Genomic DNA, 23,975 nt, shown 5'->3' with positions numbered 1-23,975 from the left:
TTCGACCAGACGAGGATCACGCTGTGAAAATTACCGACAACACCATTAAAAGCAATCCCGGCCTGCCGGTAGCGCCCGCGAATACCTCGGGTGCCCGCAATGCCGAGAAAGCGCAAGCAACACCGACGACGTCGGACAATGTACGCCTGTCGCCGCAAGGACAGGCATTAGCGGCCAGTGCAACTGCCGGCAGCGGCGCCGTGTTCGACACGAAAAAAGTCGAACGCATCAAGCTGGCGATCGCCGACGGCCAGTTCCAGGTCAACTCTGAAAAAGTGGCGGACGGTCTCTTGGATACAGTCAAGGACTTGCTGCACTCACGAAATAGATAGGTTTCCCCCATGCAATCAGTGACTCCGTTTTCCAGCCTGCGCGACGAGCAAGAGCTCATGACCACATTGCTGGCATTGATGAAAGAAGAACAGCTGCATCTGGTTGCGGCTGACATCGATGCGGTTGCGGAGATCACCGTGCGCAAGACGGCACTGATAGGACAGTTGAGCCAGCTGGCGGCGCAACGCCACCAGGCCCTGGCGGCGGCCGGTTTCATGGCCGCCGAAGCCGGCATGGAAGACTGGCTGGTCGGCGCCGGCATCGCCGACGCGGCGCCCCTGTGGAAAGCCCTGCTCGAGACGACGCGCGAAGCGAAGGAACAGAACCGCCTGAACAGTCTGCTGGTCAACAAGCACATGCTGCACACGCAAGGCGCCCTGAACGCCCTGCGCCCCACGGCCCAAAGCGGCAATTTCTACGGCCCCAGCGGCCAACCGACGACGAATACGCCGAACCGGCGCGTCGTCATCGGCTAAGCCGAACACCCCGACACGGCACTACCGCGGCAAGGCGCGCGCCCCTGTCCGTTCAAGCGGGCGCGGGACGCCCCGCATGCTGGCGAAATTTCGCCGCGATGGCTTGCGCCTTCGCCGTGGCGGCGGCCTGCTGCGCCGGCGTCAGCTCATCCTGCAGCCAGTGCCAGTATTCATCCTGATACGGATTGGCGATGCCGGGCGCCAGCAGTTCCCCATACACCATGCGCAGGGCCAGCAGGTAGCCGTACGCTTGCGGCGCGTCCTTGCGCACCACGTCGCCATCGCGCAGATACGCCATCATCAGGGTCGAAACGCTGCTCAGCTCGCCCTCGTCCGCCTGCGCCGTCAGCTGGGCGATGGCCTGGCGCTTCCATTCCTGCACGAGCGGGTCGTCGGGACGGTTGCGCAGCGCGCTGCGGTCGCCGAACGGGCCTTCCGACAGGAAAATCGTGCTCGCGCCCGGCACGCCCGCCTTCGCGGCGGTGGCCAGGTAGGCCAGGCGTTCGTCGCGCTGGCGCTGCGTCAAGCCCGCACATAGCTGCTGCTGGGCAACCTTCTCTTCCGCCGTCATCTCGCGCCCCAGTTCGAACTCCATCCCCGGCAAGCGCCCCTCCCGCAGGAAGACCATGCAGTCGTCGATCAGATTGAAGGCGGCATACGCATCTTCCGCCCTGCCGCTGGCGGCCAGCCGCGCGAGCCGCTGCGCCAGGGGGATGACCAGGGGTGCCTCGGCCGCGGGGACGGAGGCATCGACAGAAAAATACGAGGCCAGGCTGCGCCCCGGCGGCGCGGCGGCAGCAGCGGTGGCGGTGGCCGCTGCCGGCGCGCCGCCGTCGGACGCGGGCCAGTACGCCAGCGCCAGCGCGGCCGCGATGGCGGCGATGGCGGCGATGGCGATGCTGGCAAGTGTGCGATTCATCATGGGGTGGCGGGCGGGGTCGGGAAACGCACGTTACCACAGGCGCGCGGCACCGGCCCGCACCTCAGCCGCCGGCCTGCTTCGCCCGGTGGCCCAATTTCACCAGCGCGGCCAGGATGGCGTCCACGTGGTCACCCTGCACTTCGATGACGCCATCCTTGACGGTGCCGCCCGAGCCGCACTGCGTGCGCAGCTGCTTGCCCAGCAGGGCCAGCGCGATGGCGTCCAGCGCCAGGCCTTTCACCACGGTGACGCTCTTGCCGCCGCGGCCCTTGGTCTGGCGCGACACGCGCACGGCGCCGTCGCCCGCCGGCGCCGCTTTCGCTGCGGCCTTGCATGCGCACTGCGCCAGCGGCTGGCGGCAGGCGGGGCACATGCGGCCCGTTTCGGTGGAATACACGAGGCCGCCCTGGGAACTGCTTTTCATGGTCGAGAGATAAAAGTGGGGAAAGGCCCCGATTGTACCAAGCGGCAGCGGGCCCCCGCCCCATCCGGCGGCGCGCTGCCGGCCGGCGACGCCATCAACGCACGGTCACGAAGACCGGATTCGAATAGAACCACAGGCTGCGGTAATTGCGGTCGTTGATGTCATTGAAGCGCTGGGTGCTGTCCGTGGCCCCCGTGCGCTGGTCGGCCAGCGGTTCGCCCGCCTGCGTCAGGCCGGCAACATCGGTCCCCAGATTGGTGCCGCGCAGGCGGAAATACTGGTTCTTCGCCGCCGTGGCCTGGTAGCTCACGCTGTAGTAGCCGTCCGCCCCGAGTTTCCAGTCCGCGCTGGTGAAGCGCTTGAGCACGCGCGTGCTGGCATTGCTGGCAACGTTGTAGGCTGGCGTGCCCGCCACCGCCTTCGCGCCGACATCGCCGACGATCAGGTCGACATGGTCGACGACGGGCTTGACGTTGGCGGCCACGCCGCTGTCGACCGGCTTCTCGTAGTTGTTCCTGGCCGGGCTCTTGAAGCGGATGGTAACCGTGACGGTGTCGCCGCTGCCGACCTTCAGCTCGCCGCCCATCTCCTTGCGGTCGTCCTTGCTGGCCAGGTTGAAGTCCAGCGCGTTGATCAAGTCGCCATAGGTGGAAAACATCTTGCCCGAGCGCAAGCCGGCCAGCAAATCCTTCGCCTGCGGCGCCCCTTGCGCGCTGTTGAACACATAGTTCTTCGCATATTCGCCGGGGAAATAGCCGCTGCTGTTGCCGCCGACGATCTTGAAGTGCGTATCCGAGTCGGTCAGGTTCCAGATGCGGCGGCCCTCGCCCAGCAGCGCGTCCCATGGCCCGCCCAGCTTGGCCACCACGTAGTCGACACCGCCATACACGCGCAGCAGCGCATTGTCGTCCGTGTAGGCGGCCGTATAGCCGCCGCGGTCCGGCTCCATCTGGTTGCCGACCATGCCTTCGATGGCGAACATGATGTTGGGGGCGGCATCGTTAAAGGCGCGCAAGTCGGCGATGCTGTAGCTGCCCTTGTTGCGCGACGGGTGGTTGATGACGGCGTAGCTGGTTTCCGGATAATTCTGCCTGAGCCAGTTGATCGCTTGCAGCGCGTCGGCAGCCGTCTTGTTGTAGCGCGCCTCGCCATATTTTCCTTTCCATGCGGCGACGTCGGCGGCGTCGAACATGCTGGCGTCGCGCGTGGTGAACAGGTATTCGAACTCCTTCATGCCCCGGGTGCTGGCACTGAGCTTGTCCTTGCCTTCGAACAGGCCGATGCCGATGTGATCGTGGGTCGGCATGTCCCACTCGAAGCCGGAAAAGACCAGCTTGTCGGCGTAGGCGCCGCCCGCCTGCAGCGCCTGGACGCGCGGGATTTCATGGCGTTCGGCAGCGATGGACATCGGAATGGGCGCCGGCAGCGGCGCGCCCAGCGCATCGCGCGTGGAAACGCGCAAATGGTTGGACAGCGCCATCCAGTCGAGTCCATACGTGGTAAAGGCCTTGGCCAGCACCTTGTCCAGCGTCTGGCTGACATCCGCATCGGCCGATTGCGTGGTGTGGGTGTGCAGGTCGCCGGCGATCCAGCGGCCGGCGGGCAGCGGCGGCACGCTGCTGTCCGGGCCGCCATCGCCGCCGCAGGCGGCGACGCTCAACAGGATGGCGATGGCCGAAGGAAGCAAGGTTCTGGAATAAGACATGGGATTGACCTGGAAGCTGAAAAGAAGGGCGACAGCCTAGCAGTCCAGTATGACCAGCCCATGACACGCACCAGGGCGCGAAGCCGCGCCGGCAGGAAGGCCAGGCTTAGCACAACTAACATAGAACACCTGACAACACCTGCTGCGCGTCGCGATTTGCGCCCGCCGATGCTCACGGCCTCGGCGGCCCCATGCAAGGCACAGCTCCGCTTCTCGGACCAACGGGGGCGCCGAGCCTCGCTGCCGCTCGCGACGGTTTTGTCAGGCCTTGTCAGTTGGCCGGCGGCGCCGTCGGCACTTCCGTCACCGTCTCGGGGATGCCAGAGAGGATGGTCACGGCGACGCGGCGGTTGCGCGCGCGCCCTTCCGGCGTGGCGTTCGGCGCCACGGGGATGTTGTCGGCGTGGCCGACGGCCGTCAGGCGCGTGGCTTGCACGCCGCTGGCGATGAACAGGCGCACCACGGCGCTGGCGCGCGCGGCCGACAGTTCCCAGTTCGAGGCGAAGTTCGAATTGCTGATCGGCTGCACATCGGTATGCCCTTCCACCTGCACGTCGTGCGTGTCGTCCTTGAGCAGCACGGCCACGGCGCGCAGGGCCTGGTCCGATTCCGGTGTCAGGCGCGCCGCGCCCGGGTCGAACAGCACGCTGGCGTTGATTTCCACGCTGACGCCGCGGCTCGTCTGCGTCACGCGCACCTTGCCTTCCTTGACCAGCGGCGCCAGGGTGGACGTCAGGTCCTGCGCCAGGCGCGTCATGTGCTCGCGCTCGCGGCGGATGGCTTCCGTGCGGCGCTTCAGGGCGGGATTCGGCAGCGGGATCGCCTGCGGCGCTTCCATGAGGATGGGCGGCGCGCCCTTGTCCAGGCTGAAGGCCTGGCCGATGGCGCTCTGGAAGACACGGTACTTGCCTTCGTTGATTTGCGAAATCGCATACATGACGACGAAAAAGGCGAACAGCAGGGTGATGAAATCGGCGTACGAGATCAGCCAGCGGTCCTGGTTGTCCGGTTCCTCGTCATACTTCCTGCGCGCGCGCCGCATCATGGTCAGTGCTCGTGCAGGAGGCTGGCCACGCGCTCTTCGATGATGCGCGTATGGTCGCCCGTGGCGATGTCGTACAGCACGGCGGCCGTGATTTCATACTGCAACACGCGGCGCGAAACGATGGCCTTGAGTTTATTTGCCACCGGCAGGAACAGCAGATTGGCCAGGCCCACGCCATAGATGGTGGAGACGAACGCCACGGCGATGCCGCCGCCCAGTTTGCTGGGGTCGGTGAGGTTTTCCATCACGTGGATCAGGCCCAGCACGGCGCCCAGGATGCCGATCGTGGGCGAATAGCCGGCGGCCGATTCCCACACCTTGACGGCCTGGCGCTCGGCCATCTCGTAGGCGGAGATTTCCACGTCGAGCAGCTGGCGCAGCTTGTCGGGCGCGATGCCGTCGACGATCATGCGCAAGCCCTTGGCGTTGAAGCGGTCGGCCGTGTTTTCCATCAGGCGCTCGAGGGCCAGCGGGCCGTCGCGGCGCGCCGTCAGGCTCCATTGCCCGATGTCGCGCGCCAGCGCGGCGCGCGTGTCCGAAGGCGGCAGGAACACCCAGCGCAGCATTTCCAGGCCGCGCACGAAGGTGCGCAAGCGCGTTTGCAGCAGCACGGCGCCGAAGGTGCCGATGACAACGATGGCGAAGGCGGCCGGCTGCAGCAGGGAGGCCATCTTGCCGCCCTCCAGTGCCTGGCCGACCAGGAGGCCCGCCAGCGCCAGCGCCAGCCCGATTACGCTGGACCAGTCCACGCCTGCTCCCTCAAGGTTGCGCGCAGGCGCGCGACGGCCTGGGTATGCAGCTGCGAGACGCGCGATTCCGATACGCCCATCACCGCGCCGATCTCCTTCAAGTTCAGCTCTTCTTCGTAGTACAGGCCCATGAGTATTTTCTCGCGTGGCGGCAGCGCGTCGATGGCATCGATCACGGATTGCCGGAAATCGGTATCGAGCAGGGACCGCAAGGGGTCGCTGTCCTCGTCCACGCAATGGCGGTCGAGGAAGCTGTCATTGCCGTCCGGGTCATGAAAATCTTCGTAGTACACCAGCTGGTGGCCGCCGCCGTCGCCCAGCATTTCCTGGTAGTCGGCCAGCGACATTTTCAGCAGTTTCGCCACTTCCGACTCCGTCGGCGGGTGGCCCAGGCGCTGCTGCAAAATGCTCATCGCCTCTTCGATCTTGCGCATGTTCTGGCGCATGCTGCGCGGCAGCCAGTCGCTGGTGCGCAGCTCGTCGAGCATGGCGCCGCGGATGCGCAGCACGGCATACGTCTCGAACTGCGCGCCATGCGTTTCCTCATAGCGGCTGATGGCGTCCAGCAGGCCGATCATGCCGGCCTGGATCAGGTCATCGACCTCGACCGAAGGCGGCAATTTCGCCTTCATATGGTGCGCCAGACGCTTCACCAGCGGGATATGCTCCGTCAGCAAATAGTCCTTGTTCGATTTCCCTTTGACCGTGTACATAGGCTGCTTATTGTTTTATCGTCTTATCTGGTGCTACGGTTGGATTCAGGCGCTGAAATGGTGTGCGCTCCCCGTCTGGTACAAGGTGGTGCCCAGCACCGGCGCCGCCGAACGGACCAGGCGCTCGGCCAGTCCGCGAAACGCCACCGAGGCTCCCGCCAGCGGAAACGCGTCGACCACGCTGCGGCCCAGGCGCGCGGCGCGGTGCAGGTATTCATCGGCCGGCACCGAACCCATCGACGTCAGTTTCACGGCCAGGTAGCGGCTCGCCGCCTGCGCCATATTATCGTATACCACTTTTGCCTCGGATTCGGAAGCGCCGGTGACAAGAATGCCGAACGGACGCCGTCCCAGCTCCTGGTTCAGTCGCTTGATCAGGCAATAGGCCGCCTTGATCGAATTGGCGCTGTTCGACACCTGCACCACGATGTCGGACGAGGCCATCAGCGGCACGGGGAAGCATGCGCCCTCCTCGGCCACCACGCCGTCGACCAGCACGATGCCGCTCTGGCGCGCCATCACTTCGAAGGTCTTGCCCAGGCGGCGCGTGTCTTCGTCGCCCGCATAGTCGCTGCTGTCCATCAGGTGGTTGCGCGCGCCCAGGTGGGCCACGCCGAAGCCCTGCGGCACCTGGTGGATCACCTGGTTCAGGCCGCACTGCTGGCGCGCCACGTCGAGCAGGCTGGCGCCGTGCGCCAGTCCCAGGCGCGAGGCGACGCCGTCGCTGCCGCCGCTGGCGTCGACCAGCAGCACTTCATTGCCGCCATACGCGAGCGAAGCGCCCAGGTTGACCAGCATGGCGCCCTTGTCGTCCTGCGGCGTGGCCGACAGGAACGTCATGACGCGCGGCTGCGGGCCGGCCAGCATGCGGCGCAGGCCTTCGGCCTGGTCGAAATCGAAATTAGCCAAGGTGCACCCCGCGCGCTTCATTGTTGCGGGCGGCCGCCTGCGCCATCAGCAGCGGCAGCTCGGCATCGGAAAACTGCGTCGCCGCCGTATCGCGCTTAAGCTTGAAGGCGCGGTCGATCAGGTAGGCGCGGTCGGCCAGGTGCAGGTCTTCCGGCACGCGCTGGCCGTTCGACACATAAAACAGGTTCAGCTTCTGGCGGATCACCACGTCGAGCACATTGCCGATGGACGCCGCCTCGTCGAGCTTGGTCATGATGCAGCCGGCCAGGCCGCTGCCCTGGTAGGCGCGCACCACTTCATTGAGCGTTTCCTGCGTTGCCGTCGAATTCAGGCACAGCAGGCGTTTGACGTCGGCACCGGCGCCCGACAGCATGGCCACCTGCTCCGTCACCATCTGGTCGCGCTGGCTCACGCCCACCGTATCGATCAGCACCGTGTGCTTGTTCTTCAATTCCTTCAGGGCGATGCGCAAGTCGGCCTCGTCCTTCACCGAGTGCACCATCACGCCGAGGATCTTGCCGTAGATGCGCAGCTGTTCGTGCGCGCCGATACGGTAGGCGTCCGTGGTGATCAGGGCCAGCTTTTCCGGGCCATGGCGCATCACGCAGCGCGCCGCCAGCTTGGCCGTGCTGGTGGTCTTGCCGACGCCGGTCGGGCCCACCAGCGCGAATACGCCGCCCTGCTCGAGCATGGCGTCTTCATTGGCGACAGTATTCAGGTTACGACTGAGCACGGTCTTGATCCAGCGCATGCTTTGCGCGCCGTCCAGGCCGGCGGGCAGCTTGTCGATCAGGTAGCGCGCCAGGCTGGCCGAGAAGCCGGCCGCCAGCATTTCGCGCAGCACGACGGCTTTTTGCGGCTCGCGCTGCTGCGTCGAACCCCACGAAATTTCCGCCAGCTGGGTTTCCATCATGCCGCGCATGGCGCGGATTTCATTCATCATGCCGCTCATCTCGGCGGCGGCGTTCTCTTTGACGTGCGCCAGCGCGCTGGCCATCATCTGCTGCATGCGGGCCATGTCCACTGGCTCGGACGATGCCTGGCGCGGCGCGGCCGGGCGCTGGGCCGGGGCGGCCGCGCGCTGCGGCGTGGCGAACTGGGTCTGCAACTGGGGACGCGGCTGGGCCATTTCCGAGGCGGCCGGCGGCGATGCCAGCGAGGCGGCATCGTCATTGGCCAGCGCGAGGATTTCCACCACGCCATCGGCCTGGCGGTTCGACAGGATCACGGCATCGGGGCCGAGCGCTTCGCGCACCTTGCGCAGCGCATCGCGCGACGAGGCGCCCGTAAATTTCTTCACATTCATGGCCGGCCTCCCGAGGCGGGGGTGGCGCAGTACTGGCTGAACGGTGTGACCATCATCGACTCCTGTTGCTTGAGTGCTGTCTTCCACATGGACACAGATCACTCGGACAGTTTCCATTATTAGCGATGCACTGGGGAAATGATCGAAGGAACAGGACGGGAAAGTACCCGTTATTCAGTTTGCCGTGAGGAAATTGAGGTGCGGCAAGTAAAAAACGGGGCCGTTCGCGCCGGAACGACCCCGCCTTGCTTATCAGGCAACTACTGCGCGCCCACCAGGCTGGTGACGCGGATGGTCTTGGTTTCCGGCACTTCCGCATGCGACAGCACCTTCAGCTGCGGCAGGGCGCGGCGCAGGAAGCGCGACAACAGCGCGCGCAGCGGCGCCGGCACCAGCAGCACGGGCGTCAGGCCCAGCGCTTCCTGCTGCTGCGCGGCCAGGCCCGCCTGGTGGGCGATGGTGTCGGCCAGGCCAGGCTCGATGCCCGCGCCATCGCCGCCATTGCCCATCGCCTGCATCAGCAGGCGCTCGAGGCGGCTGTCGAGCGTCATCACGGACAGTTCGGCCGCGCCGGGGAACAGTTGCTGCACGATGGCGCGGCCCAGGGCCACGCGCACCAGCGCCGTCAGGTCGTTCGGATCCTGCGTGTGCACCGTGTGCTCGGCCAGGGTTTCGATGATGGTGCGCATGTCGCGGATGTGCACGCCTTCCATGAGCAGGTTCTGCAGCACTTTTTGCAACGTCGACAACGACAGCATCTTCGGCACCAGGTCTTCCACCAGGCGCGGCGCATCCTTGCCCAGGTGGTCGAGCAGCGCCTGCACTTCCGCGCGGCCCAGCAGTTCGGAAGCGTGCGAGGTGATCAGGTGGTTCAGGTGCGTGGCCACCACGGTGCCTGCATCGACCACCGTGTAGCCCATCGACTGCGCCTGGTCGCGCAGGCTGGCCTCGATCCACGTGGCCGGCAAGCCGAAGGCCGGGTCCGTCGTGGACAGGCCGGGCAAGGTGCCGCTGGCCATGCCGGGGTTGATCGCCAGGAACTGGCCATTGAATGCTTCGCCGACACCCACTTCCACGCCCTTGAGCGTGATGCGGTAGGCCGACGGCTTCAATTCCAGGTTGTCGCGGATATGCACGGGCGGCGCCAAAAAGCCCACCTCCTGGGCGAATTTCTTGCGGATGCCTTTGATGCGCTTGAGCAATTCGCCGCCCTGCGTCTTGTCGACCAGCGGAATCAGGCGGTAGCCCACTTCCAGGCCCAGGGTATCGACGGGCATGATGTCTTGCCAGCTGGCCTCTTCCTGCTCGGGCGCCACCGTGGCCTGCTGCACCTCGGCCGGCTTCTCCGCCGCCTCTTTCGCCTGCGTGCGCTTCTTGCTGATCAGATACGCGGAACCGGCCAGCAGGGACGCCAGCAGGATGAAGACCATGTTCGGCATGCCGGGAATCAAGCCCATGCCGCCGATGATGCCGGCCGTGATGTACAGCACTTGCGGTTTCGCAAACAATTGTCCCACCAGCTGGGTACCGATGTCCTGCTCGCTGGCCACGCGCGAGACGACGATACCGGCCGCCGTGGAAATGATCAGCGAAGGAATCTGCGCCACCAGGCCGTCACCGATGGCCAGCAGGGTGTAGTTCTTGAGCGCATCGGCAAAGCCCATGTCGTGCTGCAGCAAGCCCACCAGCAAGCCGCCGACGATATTGATGACGGTGACCATGATGCCGGCGATGGCGTCGCCGCGCACGTATTTGCTGGCACCGTCCATGGCGCCATAGAATTCCGCTTCCTGCGCCACTTCCGTGCGGCGGCGGCGCGCCTCGTCTTCGCCGATCAGGCCGGCATTCAGGTCGGCGTCGATGGCCATCTGCTTACCCGGCATGGCGTCCAGCGCGAAGCGGGCGCCCACCTCGGCGATACGGCCCGCACCCTTGGTGACGACGGTAAAGTTGATGATGGTCAAAATGATGAAGACCACGATACCGACCGTGTAGTTACCGCCAATCAAGAAGTGACCGAACGCTTCGATCACCTTGCCGGCCGCGTCGGCGCCCGTATGGCCTTCCGTCAGCACCACGCGCGTGGACGCCACGTTCAGCGACAGGCGCAGCATGGTCGAGACGAGCAGGATGGTCGGGAAGGCCATGAAGTCGAGCGGCTTGACCGTGTACAGCGCCGTCAGCAGCACGATGATGGACAGCGCGATGTTGAAACTGAAGAAGATGTCGAGGATGAAGGCGGGCAGCGGCAGCACCATCATCGCCAGCAGCATGATGATGATGATCGGCGCGGCGAGGCCCTTGCTGGCGTTGCCTTTCAATCCGCTCAACCAGGCTGGCATGGTCAAACCGTTCATGGTGCACTTCCTTTATTCTTGTCTGCCGCGTCTGCTGCGGGCGGTGTCTGCGATGCGGGGTTCTGCGGGTCGAGCTCGGGCGGCACGTCCAGTTTCTTCGGCTTGTCGGGACGCTCGCCCTGCCCCTTGCCGTAGCTGCGCAGCTGGAACACATACGCCAGCACCTCGGCCACGGCGCCGTACAGCGCTTCGGGTATCTCGTCGCCGATCTCCGTGTGCTTGTACAGCGCGCGCGCCAGGGCCGGCGCTTCCAGGATGGCGACCTTGTGCTCGCCGGCCAGTTCGCGGATCTTCGCCGCCACCTCGTCGATGCCCTTGGCCACCACCTGCGGCGCGCCGCGCGAATTCTCGCCGTATTTCAGCGCCACCGCATAGTGGGTCGGGTTGGTCACCACCACGTCGGCCGTCGGCACGTCGGCCATCATGCGGCGGCGCGACATTTCATGCTGCATCTGGCGGATTTTCGCCTTGATCTGCGGATTGCCGTCCGATTCCTTCGACTCTTGCTTGACTTCCTGCAAGGTCATCTTCATCTTGTTGGCGTAGTGCCACATCTGGTAGGGGCCGTCGATGGCGGCGATCAGGCCCAGCGCGCCGACGATCAGCAAAAAGGCCGTGATCAGCAAGCTGATCAGGTGCGCCGAGCCCGCGCGCAGCGATTCGACCGACAGGCCCAGCACGGCATCCTTTTGATGCTGCATCACCAGCCAGGCGACGACGCCGACAACGATGGTCTTGGCGACAGCCTTCAGCAATTCCACCAGGGCATTCTTCGACACCATATTGCCCAGGCCGCGAATCGGGTTGAGCTTGCCAAAATTCGGCGTAAACGCCTTGGAACTGAACAGCCAGCCACCGACCAGCACGGGCGAGGCCAGCGCCACGAGCATGATGGCCGCGGCATATGGCAAACAGGTCAGCAGTACCGAGCCCACGTCATAGCCGATGCGCAACATCATCGCATCGGGATTGAGTATCTGTTCACGGTCGAGTGTCAGCCCGGACACCATGACGGCCGTCAGCCGGCGCACGATGGCGTCGCCGGCAAACCACAGGCAGCAGCCGGACGCCATCAGCACCGTAAACGTGGCCACTTCACGCGATCGCGGAACGTCGCCTTCCTCACGCGCCTGCTCGAGGCGCTTCGGTGACGCGGCTTCGGTCTTTTCTGCGTCGCTGTCTTCCGACATCAATCAACTCCGGTGAAGTCCTGCGGCCTGGCTAGGCGCAATACGGACTGGGCATGTCGCATTATCGGTTCAAGCGGGCCCACGCCATCGGCGGAACAAGGGGGCATTTCCCCGGCATTTCCTTTGCCTAGATGAAACAAGGCGCCGCAGGCGCCACGTCAAAGGAGACCGAAAAATGCTCAGGACAAGGCGCAGCCCCGAAGACAGCACGAATGTACGGCGAGGGACTGCAACGCCGTCATGGCCATTTTCTCGGGGTCCTAACGATTTTTTCTCGCCTCGGCCTGCTTTACGGTTTGCTCAATCGCGCCAAACAACGACTTGCCGTCATCGCCCAGCATTTCCAGTCGAACGACATCGCCAAACAGCAGGAACGGCGTGCTGGCGACGCCATCGGCGATCATCTCCTGGTTACGTCGCTCAACGATACTGGAAAAACCCTTCTTGATTTCCTTGTTGGCGACGCCGCCCGCGCTCACCACGCCGCCGGCCCGCACGTTGCGCGTCTGGCACAGATGGGCCAGCAGTTGCGGATAATTGAAAGCCATGTCGGCGCCCGCATGGGGCTGGCCCGACAACTTGCCATTCAGGCTGCAGCGCAGGGCGTAATGCACCTTGCCGCCGCGCCAGGCGTCACCCAGCTCGTCGGGCGTGATGGCCACGGGAGAACATGCCATGGCCGGCTTCGCCTGCAGGAAGCCGTAGCCGCCGGCCTGCTCGTCGGGCGCCACGTTGCGCAGGGTGATGTCGTTGACCAGCATCAGCAGCTTGATGTTCAGGTGCGCCTGGTCCGGCGTGGAGCCCATGGCGACATCGTCCGTGATGGCGGCGATGCCCGCTTCGTAATCGATGCCCCACTGCTCGTGCGCCAGGGTAATGTCGTCGTGGGCGCCGAGGAAAGCGTCGCTGGTGCCCTGGTACATCCTTGGAGCGTCGCGCAGATTGGCGGGCGCTTCCACCCCGGCGGCCTTGCAAGCCCGTTCGATCTGCTGCAGGTAAGCGGCGCCCGCCACGCGCAGGCTGCTGCGCGGCAAGGGCGCCATGCAGTTGGCGGGGTCGAAGTCGAAGGCACGATGGCCGCGTCCGCTATTGATGGTCTGGTACAGCAAGTCCAGCTGGGGTGCGATGAAGCTCCAGTCGTCGAGCGCCTTTTGCAGGGTCGAGGCGATGCCGTCGGCCAGATGCGCCGTTTTCAGGTCGCGCGAGACGACAGCCAGCTGGCCATCGCGCGTGCCATCGTTCAGGGTAGCTAATTTCATGTGCGGGAAACTTCGTCAAATGCAGGCAATAAGGGGCTAAAGACGCCAAAAAGCCGGGAAATCACGGCATCTGGCGATTAAGGAGAGAGGTGGAGCAGCAGACAGAACCATCGCGAGCGGCAGTGAGTTGCGGCCGAGAAGCGCAGCCGTGCCAGTGCACGGCGAGCATCGCAGGCCGCAAAGCGCGACGCGCAGCAGCTTAGGTCAGCTGTTTTCAGGCCAGCAGCGCCAGTTGTTCCGGCGTGAGATAGCACCACTCGCCTTCGGCGATGCCCAGCGATTCCAGGGTCAGGCTGCCAATGGCGGAACGGTGCAGCGCGCTGCAGTGGTTGCCGGCGGCGGCCAGCATGCGCTTGACCTGGTGGTATTTGCCTTGCTCGAGCACAATTTCCAGCTGGTGCTCGCCACGCTTGACGCAGACCAGGGCCGCCAGCGGCGCCGGTTCGTCATGCAATTGCACGCCAGCCAGCAGCAGGGCCACCAGCTCATCCGTGACGGGCTCTTGCGTGGTGGCCTGGTAAATCTTCGGAACGTGACGCTTCGGCGACGATTGCGCATGGATAAACGGGCCATCGTCGGACATCAGCAGCATGCCGGTCGTATCGTGGTCGAGCCGCCCGACGGGCTGCACTTCACGCCAGGTGAACTGTTCCGGCAACAGGGTCAGTACGCCGGGATGGTGACTGGGCTTGCGCGAGCACTCGAAATTGGCCGGCTTGTACAGCGCCAGGTACAGGTGCTGGCGGTAGACCCACTCTTCCTCGAAGACGTGCAGCACCAGTCCATCGGTCTCGACGGTGGTGCGGTAATTGGTCTGGGTGATGCCATCGATGACGACATCGCCATCGTCGATAAGGGAACGGCAATATTTACGCGTGCCAAAACCCTGCGATTGCAGGATGCGGTCTAGGGATAATTTACTCATGGGCGTGACTTTACCAGAAGCGGCTGGCAGCGTGAAGATTCGCCAGGGGTAGGACAGAAGCAAGCTCAAGGCAGGTGGCGTGCGGCGCCCCTTCCGCAGCGGCTACAGTCGGCGATGCAGTCGGCGCCACCTGGCGCGCATCGCCGTCCACGCTTCGTGCATCACCTGGCGATCGTCGGATGCTCAGCAGCGGGCATGACGGCAACATGCCGCGGCGACAATTCCCCGCTACTCGCATCCAGTACGCTGCGAATAAAGGGACAATCAGTTGGCTATCACATAAATAAATTGCCCCTTGCACGTCTTGTCGCCGTCGTTTATCACGACACCAACTTTTACACCAGAGACCAAAGAAGTCAGCAAGGTCGCATAGATCGCTTTATTATTTGCCTGATCGGCCTTGGACCATTCGATGCGGGCACCGGCAGGACAGGATGCGCTGCCGCCATCAAGCTGGAAAAATATAGTCCCGGGAAGATAAGTCGCTTCCATATTCATCACCTTGCCAGTCGCGGTCTCTAAGGCGCAGGCATTGGATATCGAAAAAGACAAAAAACACAAAGCCGCAAAAAATTTTCTCACAATGCATCCTGAAATAGGGTAAATCCGGGATTTGCAATCCAAACAACTATTCCATCTCCACAACAACTGCGTGGCATTCGGAATTCGGCCCATTCGTCAAGGTGTAATTCACACGGCTTAATTTTCTTCCTGCCAGTTTCGCCGCCAGCACTTGCGCATACATGGATTTCTTATCTGAGGGAATATAAATCAGCAGATAGGCACACTGCGCCGCCAGCGGCTCCTGAATGCGGAAATACGGAGTTGGCCCATGCACACCGATCGTAGTGATCGTCACATTCGCCGCATCGAACGACACCCCTTGTGCATGCGAGGAAGCCGACATCAAGGACAGCGACAGCAAAGCCATGCTTTTATAAAAATTGGAACTTTTAACGAAATTGGAAAATTGAAACATTCAATGCACCTTCCCTATAGACAAAAATCATCCGGCCAAGAGCGGCACGGCACCAAACAAAAAACTAACAGCTGAACAGGATGGATCAATAAGCAGTGCATCGCGGAGTACTTTTCCCATCAACGGACATGGGCTCATTTTATCCAGTGACAGCAAGGAGAAAAGGCTCTCTTGTGTATCCCCAGCCTTCAAGATGGCAATCTGCACTGCCGTAACACAACAACTCGGCAACGTGCGTCAACCGCCCTTTATTTCGAAATTGCCTGCACGATGTCCCGGCATATCCTGCTCGACCACCACCACGCTTTCAAACCGTATGAAAGTGGCAGCAACAATGAAAGCGGACGCGGGATTTGATATCGCTGAAATGATTCAGAACCAGAAAATAGATTTTCATTACGCATACGATCAACAAAATCGGCATGCTAATTAAATCGGCAACATTTTCACACCTGCAAACCAGGATGTCAAACAAATAAAAATTTCCATCGCTGGCAAATAATGCATCTGCGTTTCCTCATTCAGCATGCAACGGTCGGGCAGTGCATCGCTGACTCGCACAAGGAGGGCGGCAAGGAAAACTCCATCGCCCGCAAGCGGCACGGTGCCAGCTACCCTGCCGCTTAATACTGATTTAAATACAATAATTACCAGGCACGTCATTCGATCGCCGCACAAAAAATGCATCACAATGTGTTTGATGAACGATTCCTTTGAGATAGATCAAGCGCTCGGAATATTGCATTGATAGACTGAAACTTCGTTAGGAATCCGCCTAACGTGCTTTAGGAATTTCGGCAGTAGCCACGAACGACCGGGAAGGACATCGTATGAAGCACACCGACACCATTGCCTTGCAAGGCAGCATAGACGACATGCGCCGCCGTATCGCCACCGAACAGGATGCGATGCATAAAGTTAACCTGGCCGTGGCGCGCTGGCGCGGCGCCCACCCCTCGCGGGAAGAGGCCTTCGTGGCCGGCGACGACGCGCCGATGGCGACCAGCCAGATGCGCTGGCACGCGGAGGCGCAATGCCATTTCATGTGCTGGCTGGAACAGGGAGGCTTTGCCCAGGCCGACATGCTGAGCGAGAACCAGGACGCGGCGCCCGCGCCAGCCTCCGCCCCATCGCCGATCACAAAGGAAACCATCGCGCAGGCTAAGCAGTCCCTTGCCCCGACCTTGCCTGCGCACTGTAACGACTGCGCCGCCTGAAGGCGGCCATGCCCGGCCACCCATGCCCTGCCCTCGCATGCATGCCACTCCACCCCGCGCGCCATGTGGCGTTGCGGTCGTCAGCAGCCGTACCCTCATCGATAGCGCCAGCGATGGCGGCACACAAAAGGAAACGGCGGCATTGCGCCGCCGTTCCCAAGCCCCAACGGGACTTTAGTGAGGAATGTAAATTCACTCAAAACCACATCTGCGATGCGGCGAGTAGTTCCAGGACCTGCCAATCAAAGTACTGACAACATAGTTGGATATATCGCCCCTCCTTGAAAAGAACTACCGCTTCACTATAGCCCAAGCAGGTCGATTTTCAAGGCAAATCAGCATCTTATTGCAAATCATTCTCAACTGGATTGCCAAGCTGATACGAGAGATATCCTCAACGCAACGCCGGCTGCGCCTGCTGCACGGCCGCCTTCATGGCCCCCGCGCCCATGGCTGCGCCAAATTTCTTCAGCACCCGTTCCGGCAAACCTTCGTGCTGCGTGTAGTCGACGATGTCTTCCGCCTTGACCACGTCGCGCGCCACGCTGTCGACCGTGCCGAAGTCATCCGCCAGGCCCATCTCGACGGCTTTCGCGCCCGTCCAGTACAGGCCGGAGAAGGTCTCCGGCGTTTCCTTCAGGCGCTTGCCGCGGCCCGTGCGCACCACTTCGATGAACTGCTGGTGGATTTCATCGAGCATGCCCTGTGCATACGCCTTGTGTTTTTCCGTCAGCGGGCTGAACGGATCCATGAAACCCTTGTTCTCGCCAGCCGTCAGCAGGCGGCGCTCGACGCCGACCTTTTCCATCACGCCCGTGAAGCCGAAGCCATCCATCAAGACGCCGATGGAACCGACGACGCTGGCCTTGTTGACGTAGATGCGGTCGGCGGCGGCGGCGATGTAATAGCCGCCCGAGGCGCACATTTCATCGACCACCACATACAGCGGCTTGTCCGGATAGCCCTTGCGCAAGCGCTGCATCTCGTCGACGATCATGCCGGCCTGCACGGGACTGCCGCCCGGACTGTTTATATGCAGCACCACGGCGACGGAACCGCTGTCGGAAAAGGCCTTGTCCAGCGCGGGGATGACGACGGCGGCCGAGCCGCTGCCTTCGGACTCGATGGCGCCGCTGATGTCGATCAGGGCCGTGTGACGGCCCAGGGTTTCGCTGTCGTCCGCGCTGTTGTAGTCATAAAACACCCACAGGGCGAACAGCACGATCAGCAGGCTGAAGACCTTGAAGAAGACGCTCCAGCGGCGGTGCGCGCGCTGCTCCTGCAAGGTCGCAAACACCAGCTTTTCCAGCACGTCGCGCTCCCAGTGCCCTGCAGGGGCGCCGTTGCCGGCGGCTGGCACGCTGCTGTCCAGCTTGTCATTCGTGTTATCGCTCATAGTTCACTTTGCTTAAATTGCAGGAAGGCGGCGCCCGGCATCAGGCCGGCACAGGCCGCACATAATCGTCAGGCTGCCAGTACAGCTGGCCATCGCGCTCGGCCACGGGAATCGGACGCAGGCGGCCGCCCTTGCAGGGGCCGCCCGCGCAATAGCCGCTGTCGGGCACATAGATGGCGCCATGCGTCGAACACATCAGATACAGGCCGCTGGATTCGAAAAACTCGCCTTCGGCCCAGTCCAGCTCGATCGGCACGTGGGCACAGCGATTCAGGTAGCCGTACGGCTTGCCGTCATAACGCACGACAAAGCCGGTGGTGGTTTCGCCGCCGGCCAGGACGGGAAAGCGCACGCCCTTGCCCCCCTCGGCCACCGCATCGGCGGCGCAGATGAACACGTCGACAAGGTCACTCATCATGCGTGCTCGCTCAGCCATTGATGCAGCTCGGTCACCGTGGCCGCCGAATACAGGGGCTTGCATGCCTGCAACTGCTCGACAGGATGCGCACCATACTCTACGGCAATACCGGCCGCGCCCGCATTGCTTGCCATCAATAAATCATGGCTGGTGTCGCCGATCATCACGGTACGGCGCATATCCTGCCCCAGTTCGCGCGTCAGTTCCTGCAACATGGCCGGATGGGGCTTGGAAAACGTTTCGTCGGCGCAACGCGTCGCGTCGAACAGCGACAGCAGCTTGACGGCGTTCAGCGAACGGTTCAGGCCGACGCGGCTCTTGCCCGTGGCGACGGCGAGGAAATACGCCTGCTGCGACAAGTCCTGCAGCATGTCCTGTACGCCAGGAAACAAGGCCAGCTCGTGGTCGCGCGACAGATAGTGATAGCGATAACGCTCCGCCATGCGCGCATGGTATTTCGGCTCGACATCGGGCATCACCAGCTGCATGGCTTCCTGCAAGCCCAGGCCGATCACGTGCGAAGCCAGCAACTCGGTGGGAACAGGCAAGCCCAGGTCTTTGGCCGACGCCTGGATGCACTTGACGATGGTCGAGGTACTGTCTATCAGCGTACCGTCCCAATCGAAGACGATCAGATCAAATTGCTTTCTTGCCATGTTTCCCGACGACATAGCCGCCGGCTCCTTGAGAATGAATAGTGGCCTGGCTATCTTGTGGATAGTCCCGGCCACACTTAACGTGGGGCAACGGCCAATGGTTTGCCCAAGCTTACCAAGAAACGCTGGCATTCGGCAGCCAGCGGCGCATTCAGGGTCATCGTCTTGCCCGTTTCCGGATGCGTGAACGTGATTTGATGCGCATGCAGGAACATGCGTTTCAGGGCGCCGCGCGTGCTGTCGGCTTTCAACAGGGCACGGTTGAGGGCAAAGTCGCCATATTTATCGTCGCCGGCGATGGGGAAGCCGGACGAAGACAGGTGCACCCGGATCTGGTGCGTGCGTCCCGTCTTCAATTCCGCTTCCAGCAAGGCGAAGTTGTGATATTTATGCAACAGCGAAAACACCGTGTGCGAGGCCAGGCCATCGGCCTGCACGGCCACCCGGCGCTCGCCTTCGGCCGTCGTATATTTATGCAATGGCAACTTGATATGCTGGCGCGCATTCTTCCAGTCGCCGGCCACCAGCACCAGATAGCGCTTGTCCGTGACGCCGTCGCGCATCTGCTCGTGCAAGTTGGTCAGCGCGGAACGTTTCTTTGCCAGCAACAACAGGCCGGACGTGTCGCGGTCCAGGCGGTGCACCAGCTCGAGGAACTTGGCGTCGGGACGCGAAGCGCGCAATTGCTCGATCACGCCGAACGACACGCCCGAGCCGCCATGCACGGCGACGCCGGCCGGCTTGTCGATGACGAGCAGCTGCGCATCTTCGAAGATGATGGCAAATTCGGCGGCCGGCGCGCCCGTGGGGGCCTTTTCGGCCACGCGCACGGGAGGAATGCGCACCACGTCGCCGGCGGCGAGACGGTACAGCTGATCGATACGGCCTTTATTGACCCGCACTTCTCCCGATCGCAAGATCCGGTAGATGTGGCTTTTAGGCACTCCCTTGCACACTCTTAATAAGTAGTTGTCGATGCGCTGGCCTGCTTCTTCCTCGGCGATCGTTACGAATTGGGCTTGCGGCTGAACCGGGGGTGTTGAAGGGGGAACAACATCATTTTGACTCTTCATTTACTATGTCTTCCCAGAAATCTCTCTAAGTCCTTCATTTTGAATATATAATTGTTTTTGCTGCGGCCCTGGCTGCTGCGAGTGTAAGAATAAAAGCACATTTTACACAGGGGCGTCTCCACCGGCCTCGCCAAATTGCAAATTCGGTGGAAAAAAATGTATATGCACCATCCCTGCGCGAATCAAGGTTGCACCGTAGTTGTAATCGGATAACGCGTGGAGATGCTGAAGAGAGTGTATTGGATTATAAGGATAAGTACCCGTTAGCGCGACTTATCGAGTCGGGCTCGCGGGTTGATGAAGTTGATAACGCTTGCCGTTTTCGCCAAACCCCGTATGAGGCCACAATACTGAGGGTTGTCGATGAATAGGCTGAGGCCAAGCCTCGCCATCGCGATCCCTGTAATGAGCCGGCTTACGATTTGGCTCTGAATTTGCTGACCACCTGCATTCTCTGCCCCCGGCATCCGGGCTGCTTCAGATGAGTTGCAGGTGTCCTGTGCACTCGGCATGACGATCGACCTCACCGCGCCCTGTTGCGGCCGCAACGTATACCTCGTACACGTTGTTGCTCCGCACGCTAAGGCATTCCCCCCGCCAACACTCCCGTTCTCGCATATATCCCTGTACTTTCGCCGCTTCCCCGGAAGCGGCTTTGAGATGGCCTACGGGTCGCGGAGTTATAAAAATGAAACGCATGTTGTTTAATGCCACGCAGCAAGAAGAACTGCGCGTAGCGATTGTCGACGGACAAAAACTGATCGACATCGATATCGAGACAGCCGGGCGCGAACAGCGCAAATCCAACATCTACAAGGGCGTGATCACGCGCATCGAGCCATCGCTCGAAGCGTGCTTCGTCAGCTATGGCGAAGACCGCCACGGCTTCCTGCCTTTCAAGGAAGTTGCCCGCACGTACTTCCGCGAAGGCGTGGACGTGCGCAATGCCTCCGTCAAGGAAGCGCTGCGCGAAGGCCAGGAAATCATGGTCCAGGTGGAAAAAGAAGAACGCGGCAACAAGGGCGCCGCCCTGACCTCGTTCGTTTCGCTGGCCGGCCGTTACCTGGTATTGATGCCGAACAACCCGCGTGGCGGTGGCGTATCGCGCCGCGTGGAAGGCGAAGAGCGCCAGGAATTGCGCGAAACCATGGATAAACTGGACTTGCCAGCTGGCATGTCCGTGATCGCCCGCACCGCCGGCATCGGCCGCAACGTCGATGAACTGCAGTGGGACTTGAATTACCTGATGCAACTGTGGCGCGCCATCGAAGGCGCCGGCAAGTCGGCCAACGGCGCCTTCCTGATCTACCAGGAATCGTCGCTCGTCATCCGCGCCATCCGCGACTACTTCCAGCCCGACATCGGCGAAATCCTGATCGACACCGACGAGATCTACGACCAGGCGCACCAGTTCATGAGCCACGTGATGCCCGACATGGTGCACCGCGTAAAACGCTACAGCGACGACGTGCCGCTGTTCTCGCGCTTCCAGATCGAACACCAGATCGAAACGGCCTACAGCCGCACCGTGCCGCTGCCATCGGGCGGTGCCATCGTCATCGACCACACGGAAGCCCTGGTCTCCGTCGACGTCAACTCGGCCCGCGCCACGCGCGGCTCGGACATCGAGACCACCGCCTTCAACACCAACTGCGAAGCGGCCGAAGAAGTGGCCCGCCAGCTGCGCCTGCGCGACCTGGGTGGCCTGATCGTCATCGACTTCATCGACATGGAAGTGGCGAAGAACCAGCGCGAAGTGGAACAGCGCCTGAAAGATGCACTGCACCATGACCGTGCCCGCGTGCAAATGGGCAAGATTTCGCGTTTCGGCCTGATGGAACTGTCGCGCCAGCGCCTGCGTCCTTCGCTGTCCGAAGGTTCGCACGTGACGTGCCCGCGCTGCTCCGGCACCGGCCACATCCGCGATACGGAATCGTCCGCCCTGCAGGTGCTGCGCATCATCCAGGAAGAGGCGATGAAGGAAAACTCGGCCACCATCCACGTGCAAGTGCCCGTCGACGTGGGCGCCTTCCTGCTCAACGAAAAGCGCGGCGAAGTGCTGAAGATCGAGAACCGCCACCGCATCGCCGTGATCCTGATCCCGAACAAGCATCTGGAAACGCCGCACTACAAGCTGGAACGCATCAAGCACGACGATCCGCGTCTGGAAGATAGCCAGGCCAGCTACAACCTGGCCGAACACGCTGAAACCGACATGGCTTACAGCAAGCGCCAGAAGGAAGAAGCCAAGCCGCGCCAGGAAGCCGTCGTCAAGACGATCACGCCTGACCAGCCGGCACCGCTGGTCGAGCGCAAGCCCGTCGAAGCGAAACCAGCTCCGGTGGCCGCGCCTGCCGCGCCGCAAGGCCTGATCGCCAAGATCATCAGCTTCTTCACCGGCGCCCCGGCACCGGTGGCGCCGGCGCCAGCCCCTGTCGCCCCGGCCAAGCCGGCCGGCGCCGACCGCGGCGACCGCAACAGCCGTGGCCCGCGTGGCCGTGGCCGCAATGGCAAGCCGGGCCGCGAAGAACGCGAACCGGGCCAGGGCCGTCCAGCCCAGGACGACGCCGCGAAAGAAGCGGAAGCACTGGAAAAAGCGGCACGTCCGCCACGCCCGCCACGTCCGCCACGCGAACCGCGTGAAGCGCGCGAGAATGGCGACACGGCAGCGGCACCGCGCGAACGCGGCGAACGTCCTGAACGCGCCGAGCGTCCGGAACGTGCCGAGCGCCCGGAGCGCGCCGAACGTCCGCCACGCCAGCCACGCGAAGCGCGCGAACCGCGCGCCGACAAGGCTGTTGTTGCTGAAGTGAAAGCTGAAGAGCTGGCATTGGTCGGCGCTGCCGCCAGCGCCATCAACGTGGTCGTGCCGTCAAACGGCCCCGAGTCCGACGCCGCACCGGCGAACTTGCTGAAAGCGCCGGCGAACGCCGGTCCTGAAGGCGAAGAGACGGAAAACGACGTCGAAGGCGAAGAACCGCGCCGCCGCCGCCGTCGTGGTGGCCGCAACCGCAACCGCCGCGACCGTGAAACGGGCGAGCTGATCGAATCGGCAAACGGCGAGAACGAAGGCCAGGACGCCCCGGTGATCAGCTTTACCGTGGCGCCAGCCAACGAAACCGACGCTGCCCCGGTCGCCGTGGTAGCGGCTGCTACCGCCGTCGTCGCCGTTGCCGCGCCAGTGGAAGCTGCCGTTGATGCCGCACCGGCCGTCGTGGTGGAAGTGGTGGAAGTGGCCCAGGTCGTGGAAATCGCCAAGGCAGAAGCAGCAGCGCCTGCCGCTGACGTTGCCGAAGCGGTTCCTGCTGCTGAAGTGGCTGAAGTGGCCGCCCCTGCCGCCGTGATCGTGCCGGAAGCGCCTGTCGAAGCCGTCGTTGCTGCAGCGCAAGCTGTACCGGCCGCTGCCGAGCCTGCTCCTGCCGCCGAGTACAGCTTTGCCGAGAAGGCCGAGGCTGCTCCTGCTCCGGCGCCAGCGGAAATCATCGTGGAAGCCGTGCCTGTCGTGGAAGCGGCGCCGCTGGTCGAAGCGATCGCCGTGATCGAAGAAGCGCCAGTCGCCGAAGCGGTGCCTGCCGCTGTCGTGGTGGAAGCGGCCCCGGCCGTGGTGGAAGCCGCACCCGTGGTTGCCGAAGCTGCGCCAGCTCCTGTAGCTGCGCCAGCGCCTGCACCAACCCCAGCGCCTGCCGCGCCAGTGGCCGCGCCGCTGGACTTGAACGCGGTGCTCGGTTCGGCCGGCCTGACCCTGGCCGCCACCGATCCGGAAAAGCTGCGCCTGGCACAGGAAGCTGCCGCCAAGGCCGTCGCGCCCGTGCGCAAGCCACGCGAACGCAAGCCATTGCCGCCGCAATCGGATGAGCCGTTGATCCAGGTCAACACGCAGCGTCCATAAGCGCGCCGGGGTCACCCAGCCGCCAATGATGAAA

General features: G+C 63.0%; 23 protein-coding genes. 4 read left to right on the top strand and 19 right to left on the bottom strand.

Annotated elements, in window-relative coordinates; all coding sequences use genetic code 11:
- Positions 1-23 precede the first annotated feature (23 nt).
- Both flgM and O0880_RS04570 read left to right on the top strand, forming a co-directional pair.
- Positions 24-332, top strand: a complete 309-nt coding sequence (flgM, locus tag O0880_RS04575) for a flagellar biosynthesis anti-sigma factor FlgM (protein ID WP_034754089.1) — start codon at positions 24-26, stop codon at positions 330-332.
- Between the two features lie 9 nt (positions 333-341).
- Positions 342-809, top strand: coding sequence for a flagellar protein FlgN (locus tag O0880_RS04570; RefSeq protein ID WP_071322376.1), 468 nt, complete (start codon positions 342-344; stop codon positions 807-809).
- Between the two features lie 52 nt (positions 810-861).
- Here the strand turns inward: O0880_RS04570 and O0880_RS04565 are convergent, their stop codons facing one another.
- The 15 genes from O0880_RS04565 to O0880_RS04495 form a co-directional block, all read right to left on the bottom strand.
- Positions 862-1,731, bottom strand: a complete 870-nt coding sequence (locus tag O0880_RS04565) for a hypothetical protein (RefSeq protein WP_289885274.1) — start codon at positions 1,729-1,731, stop codon at positions 862-864.
- A gap of 61 nt (positions 1,732-1,792) precedes the next feature.
- Positions 1,793-2,155 carry a translation initiation factor Sui1 gene (locus tag O0880_RS04560; protein ID WP_289885273.1) on the bottom strand — a complete coding sequence of 121 codons (363 nt, stop codon included), beginning with the start codon at positions 2,153-2,155 and terminating at the stop codon, positions 1,793-1,795.
- Between the two features lie 94 nt (positions 2,156-2,249).
- Positions 2,250-3,860 carry an S-layer protein gene (locus O0880_RS04555; RefSeq protein WP_289885272.1) on the bottom strand — a complete coding sequence of 537 codons (1,611 nt, stop codon included), beginning with the start codon at positions 3,858-3,860 and terminating at the stop codon, positions 2,250-2,252.
- A 271-nt stretch (positions 3,861-4,131) separates the two neighbouring features.
- On the bottom strand, positions 4,132-4,902 hold the full coding sequence (gene motD, locus O0880_RS04550) for a flagellar motor protein MotD (RefSeq protein WP_289887288.1): 771 nt from the start codon (positions 4,900-4,902) through the stop codon (positions 4,132-4,134).
- Between the two features lie 5 nt (positions 4,903-4,907).
- Positions 4,908-5,654: a flagellar motor protein gene (locus O0880_RS04545; RefSeq protein ID WP_071322372.1), complete on the bottom strand. Its 747-nt coding sequence runs from the start codon at positions 5,652-5,654 to the stop codon at positions 4,908-4,910.
- Positions 5,636-6,367, bottom strand: a complete 732-nt coding sequence (locus O0880_RS04540; protein WP_071322371.1) for an RNA polymerase sigma factor FliA — start codon at positions 6,365-6,367, stop codon at positions 5,636-5,638. Before O0880_RS04540 ends, O0880_RS04545 begins: the two co-directional genes overlap by 19 nt.
- Before the next feature lie 45 nt (positions 6,368-6,412).
- Positions 6,413-7,276 (bottom strand): antiactivator of flagellar biosynthesis FleN protein, encoded by an 864-nt coding sequence (locus O0880_RS04535; RefSeq protein ID WP_071322370.1) that lies wholly within the window; start codon positions 7,274-7,276, stop codon positions 6,413-6,415.
- Positions 7,269-8,582 carry a flagellar biosynthesis protein FlhF gene (gene flhF / locus O0880_RS04530; protein WP_071322369.1) on the bottom strand — a complete coding sequence of 438 codons (1,314 nt, stop codon included), beginning with the start codon at positions 8,580-8,582 and terminating at the stop codon, positions 7,269-7,271. Before flhF ends, O0880_RS04535 begins: the two co-directional genes overlap by 8 nt.
- A 260-nt stretch (positions 8,583-8,842) precedes the next feature.
- The gene (gene flhA / locus O0880_RS04525) at positions 8,843-10,939 is read right to left on the bottom strand and encodes a flagellar biosynthesis protein FlhA (RefSeq protein WP_071322368.1); all 2,097 of its coding nucleotides are present in this window, start codon (positions 10,937-10,939) and stop codon (positions 8,843-8,845) included.
- On the bottom strand, positions 10,936-12,129 hold the full coding sequence (gene flhB, locus O0880_RS04520; protein WP_071322367.1) for a flagellar biosynthesis protein FlhB: 1,194 nt from the start codon (positions 12,127-12,129) through the stop codon (positions 10,936-10,938). The genes flhA and flhB overlap by 4 nt, the downstream gene beginning before the upstream one ends.
- A 260-nt stretch (positions 12,130-12,389) precedes the next feature.
- On the bottom strand, positions 12,390-13,388 hold the full coding sequence (locus O0880_RS04515; protein WP_289885270.1) for a fumarylacetoacetate hydrolase family protein: 999 nt from the start codon (positions 13,386-13,388) through the stop codon (positions 12,390-12,392).
- 214 nt (positions 13,389-13,602) lie between these two features.
- The gene (locus tag O0880_RS04510; RefSeq protein ID WP_071322365.1) at positions 13,603-14,313 is read right to left on the bottom strand and encodes a 16S rRNA pseudouridine(516) synthase; all 711 of its coding nucleotides are present in this window, start codon (positions 14,311-14,313) and stop codon (positions 13,603-13,605) included.
- Positions 14,314-14,577: 264 nt separating this feature from the next.
- Positions 14,578-14,895 (bottom strand): hypothetical protein, encoded by a 318-nt coding sequence (locus O0880_RS04505; RefSeq protein ID WP_289885269.1) that lies wholly within the window; start codon positions 14,893-14,895, stop codon positions 14,578-14,580.
- Positions 14,896-14,941: 46 nt separating this feature from the next.
- Positions 14,942-15,292, bottom strand: a complete 351-nt coding sequence (locus tag O0880_RS04500) for a hypothetical protein (protein ID WP_289885268.1) — start codon at positions 15,290-15,292, stop codon at positions 14,942-14,944.
- A gap of 429 nt (positions 15,293-15,721) precedes the next feature.
- A complete protein-coding gene (locus O0880_RS04495) occupies positions 15,722-15,955 on the bottom strand; it encodes a hypothetical protein (protein ID WP_289885267.1) in 234 nt (77 codons plus the stop codon).
- A gap of 167 nt (positions 15,956-16,122) precedes the next feature.
- On the opposite strand from O0880_RS04495, the gene O0880_RS04490 reads away from it, so the two are divergent.
- The gene (locus O0880_RS04490) at positions 16,123-16,509 is read left to right on the top strand and encodes a hypothetical protein (protein ID WP_289885266.1); all 387 of its coding nucleotides are present in this window, start codon (positions 16,123-16,125) and stop codon (positions 16,507-16,509) included.
- 394 nt (positions 16,510-16,903) lie between these two features.
- Here the strand turns inward: O0880_RS04490 and O0880_RS04485 are convergent, their stop codons facing one another.
- From O0880_RS04485 to O0880_RS04470, 4 genes are all read right to left on the bottom strand, one after another.
- Positions 16,904-17,905: a S49 family peptidase gene (locus tag O0880_RS04485; protein WP_289885265.1), complete on the bottom strand. Its 1,002-nt coding sequence runs from the start codon at positions 17,903-17,905 to the stop codon at positions 16,904-16,906.
- Positions 17,906-17,945: 40 nt separating this feature from the next.
- On the bottom strand, positions 17,946-18,323 hold the full coding sequence (locus O0880_RS04480) for a Rieske 2Fe-2S domain-containing protein (RefSeq protein ID WP_071322361.1): 378 nt from the start codon (positions 18,321-18,323) through the stop codon (positions 17,946-17,948).
- Complete coding sequence (locus O0880_RS04475; RefSeq protein ID WP_071326253.1) at positions 18,320-18,979, bottom strand: HAD-IIIA family hydrolase; 660 nt, start codon at positions 18,977-18,979, stop codon at positions 18,320-18,322. The genes O0880_RS04480 and O0880_RS04475 overlap by 4 nt, the downstream gene beginning before the upstream one ends.
- A 77-nt stretch (positions 18,980-19,056) precedes the next feature.
- Positions 19,057-20,052, bottom strand: coding sequence for an RluA family pseudouridine synthase (locus tag O0880_RS04470; protein WP_071322360.1), 996 nt, complete (start codon positions 20,050-20,052; stop codon positions 19,057-19,059).
- A gap of 688 nt (positions 20,053-20,740) precedes the next feature.
- Between O0880_RS04470 and O0880_RS04465 the strand changes: the two genes are divergently transcribed.
- The gene (locus O0880_RS04465; RefSeq protein ID WP_289885264.1) at positions 20,741-23,941 is read left to right on the top strand and encodes an Rne/Rng family ribonuclease; all 3,201 of its coding nucleotides are present in this window, start codon (positions 20,741-20,743) and stop codon (positions 23,939-23,941) included.
- Positions 23,942-23,975 lie beyond the last annotated feature (34 nt).

The organism is Janthinobacterium sp. SUN118 (assembly GCF_030397695.1).
GTDB lineage: Bacteria > Pseudomonadota > Gammaproteobacteria > Burkholderiales > Burkholderiaceae_D > Janthinobacterium.
Note: the sequence above shows the minus strand (reverse complement) of the source record. Positions and strands in the feature narration are given on the sequence as shown.

What these genes read in the sequence shown, in the direction of transcription:
- flhA (WP_071322368.1), bottom strand. Translation starts at nt 10,939, where the DNA reads ATGAACGGTTTGACCATGCCAGCCTGGTTGAGCGGATTGAAAGGCAAC.
- O0880_RS04515 (WP_289885270.1), bottom strand. Translation starts at nt 13,388, where the DNA reads ATGAAATTAGCTACCCTGAACGATGGCACGCGCGATGGCCAGCTGGCT.
- O0880_RS04500 (WP_289885268.1), bottom strand. Translation starts at nt 15,292, where the DNA reads ATGTTTCAATTTTCCAATTTCGTTAAAAGTTCCAATTTTTATAAAAGC.
- O0880_RS04480 (WP_071322361.1), bottom strand. Translation starts at nt 18,323, where the DNA reads ATGATGAGTGACCTTGTCGACGTGTTCATCTGCGCCGCCGATGCGGTG.
- O0880_RS04555 (WP_289885272.1), bottom strand. Translation starts at nt 3,860, where the DNA reads ATGTCTTATTCCAGAACCTTGCTTCCTTCGGCCATCGCCATCCTGTTG.
- O0880_RS04560 (WP_289885273.1), bottom strand. Translation starts at nt 2,155, where the DNA reads ATGAAAAGCAGTTCCCAGGGCGGCCTCGTGTATTCCACCGAAACGGGC.
- O0880_RS04475 (WP_071326253.1), bottom strand. Translation starts at nt 18,979, where the DNA reads ATGGCAAGAAAGCAATTTGATCTGATCGTCTTCGATTGGGACGGTACG.
- O0880_RS04570 (WP_071322376.1), top strand. Translation starts at nt 342, where the DNA reads ATGCAATCAGTGACTCCGTTTTCCAGCCTGCGCGACGAGCAAGAGCTC.
- O0880_RS04465 (WP_289885264.1), top strand. Translation starts at nt 20,741, where the DNA reads ATGAAACGCATGTTGTTTAATGCCACGCAGCAAGAAGAACTGCGCGTA.
- O0880_RS04495 (WP_289885267.1), bottom strand. Translation starts at nt 15,955, where the DNA reads ATGACGTGCCTGGTAATTATTGTATTTAAATCAGTATTAAGCGGCAGG.
- O0880_RS04470 (WP_071322360.1), bottom strand. Translation starts at nt 20,052, where the DNA reads ATGAAGAGTCAAAATGATGTTGTTCCCCCTTCAACACCCCCGGTTCAG.
- O0880_RS04540 (WP_071322371.1), bottom strand. Translation starts at nt 6,367, where the DNA reads ATGTACACGGTCAAAGGGAAATCGAACAAGGACTATTTGCTGACGGAG.
- motD (WP_289887288.1), bottom strand. Translation starts at nt 4,902, where the DNA reads ATGCGGCGCGCGCGCAGGAAGTATGACGAGGAACCGGACAACCAGGAC.
- flhB (WP_071322367.1), bottom strand. Translation starts at nt 12,129, where the DNA reads ATGTCGGAAGACAGCGACGCAGAAAAGACCGAAGCCGCGTCACCGAAG.
- O0880_RS04510 (WP_071322365.1), bottom strand. Translation starts at nt 14,313, where the DNA reads ATGAGTAAATTATCCCTAGACCGCATCCTGCAATCGCAGGGTTTTGGC.
- O0880_RS04565 (WP_289885274.1), bottom strand. Translation starts at nt 1,731, where the DNA reads ATGATGAATCGCACACTTGCCAGCATCGCCATCGCCGCCATCGCCGCC.
- O0880_RS04485 (WP_289885265.1), bottom strand. Translation starts at nt 17,905, where the DNA reads ATGAGCGATAACACGAATGACAAGCTGGACAGCAGCGTGCCAGCCGCC.
- flhF (WP_071322369.1), bottom strand. Translation starts at nt 8,582, where the DNA reads ATGAATGTGAAGAAATTTACGGGCGCCTCGTCGCGCGATGCGCTGCGC.
- O0880_RS04490 (WP_289885266.1), top strand. Translation starts at nt 16,123, where the DNA reads ATGAAGCACACCGACACCATTGCCTTGCAAGGCAGCATAGACGACATG.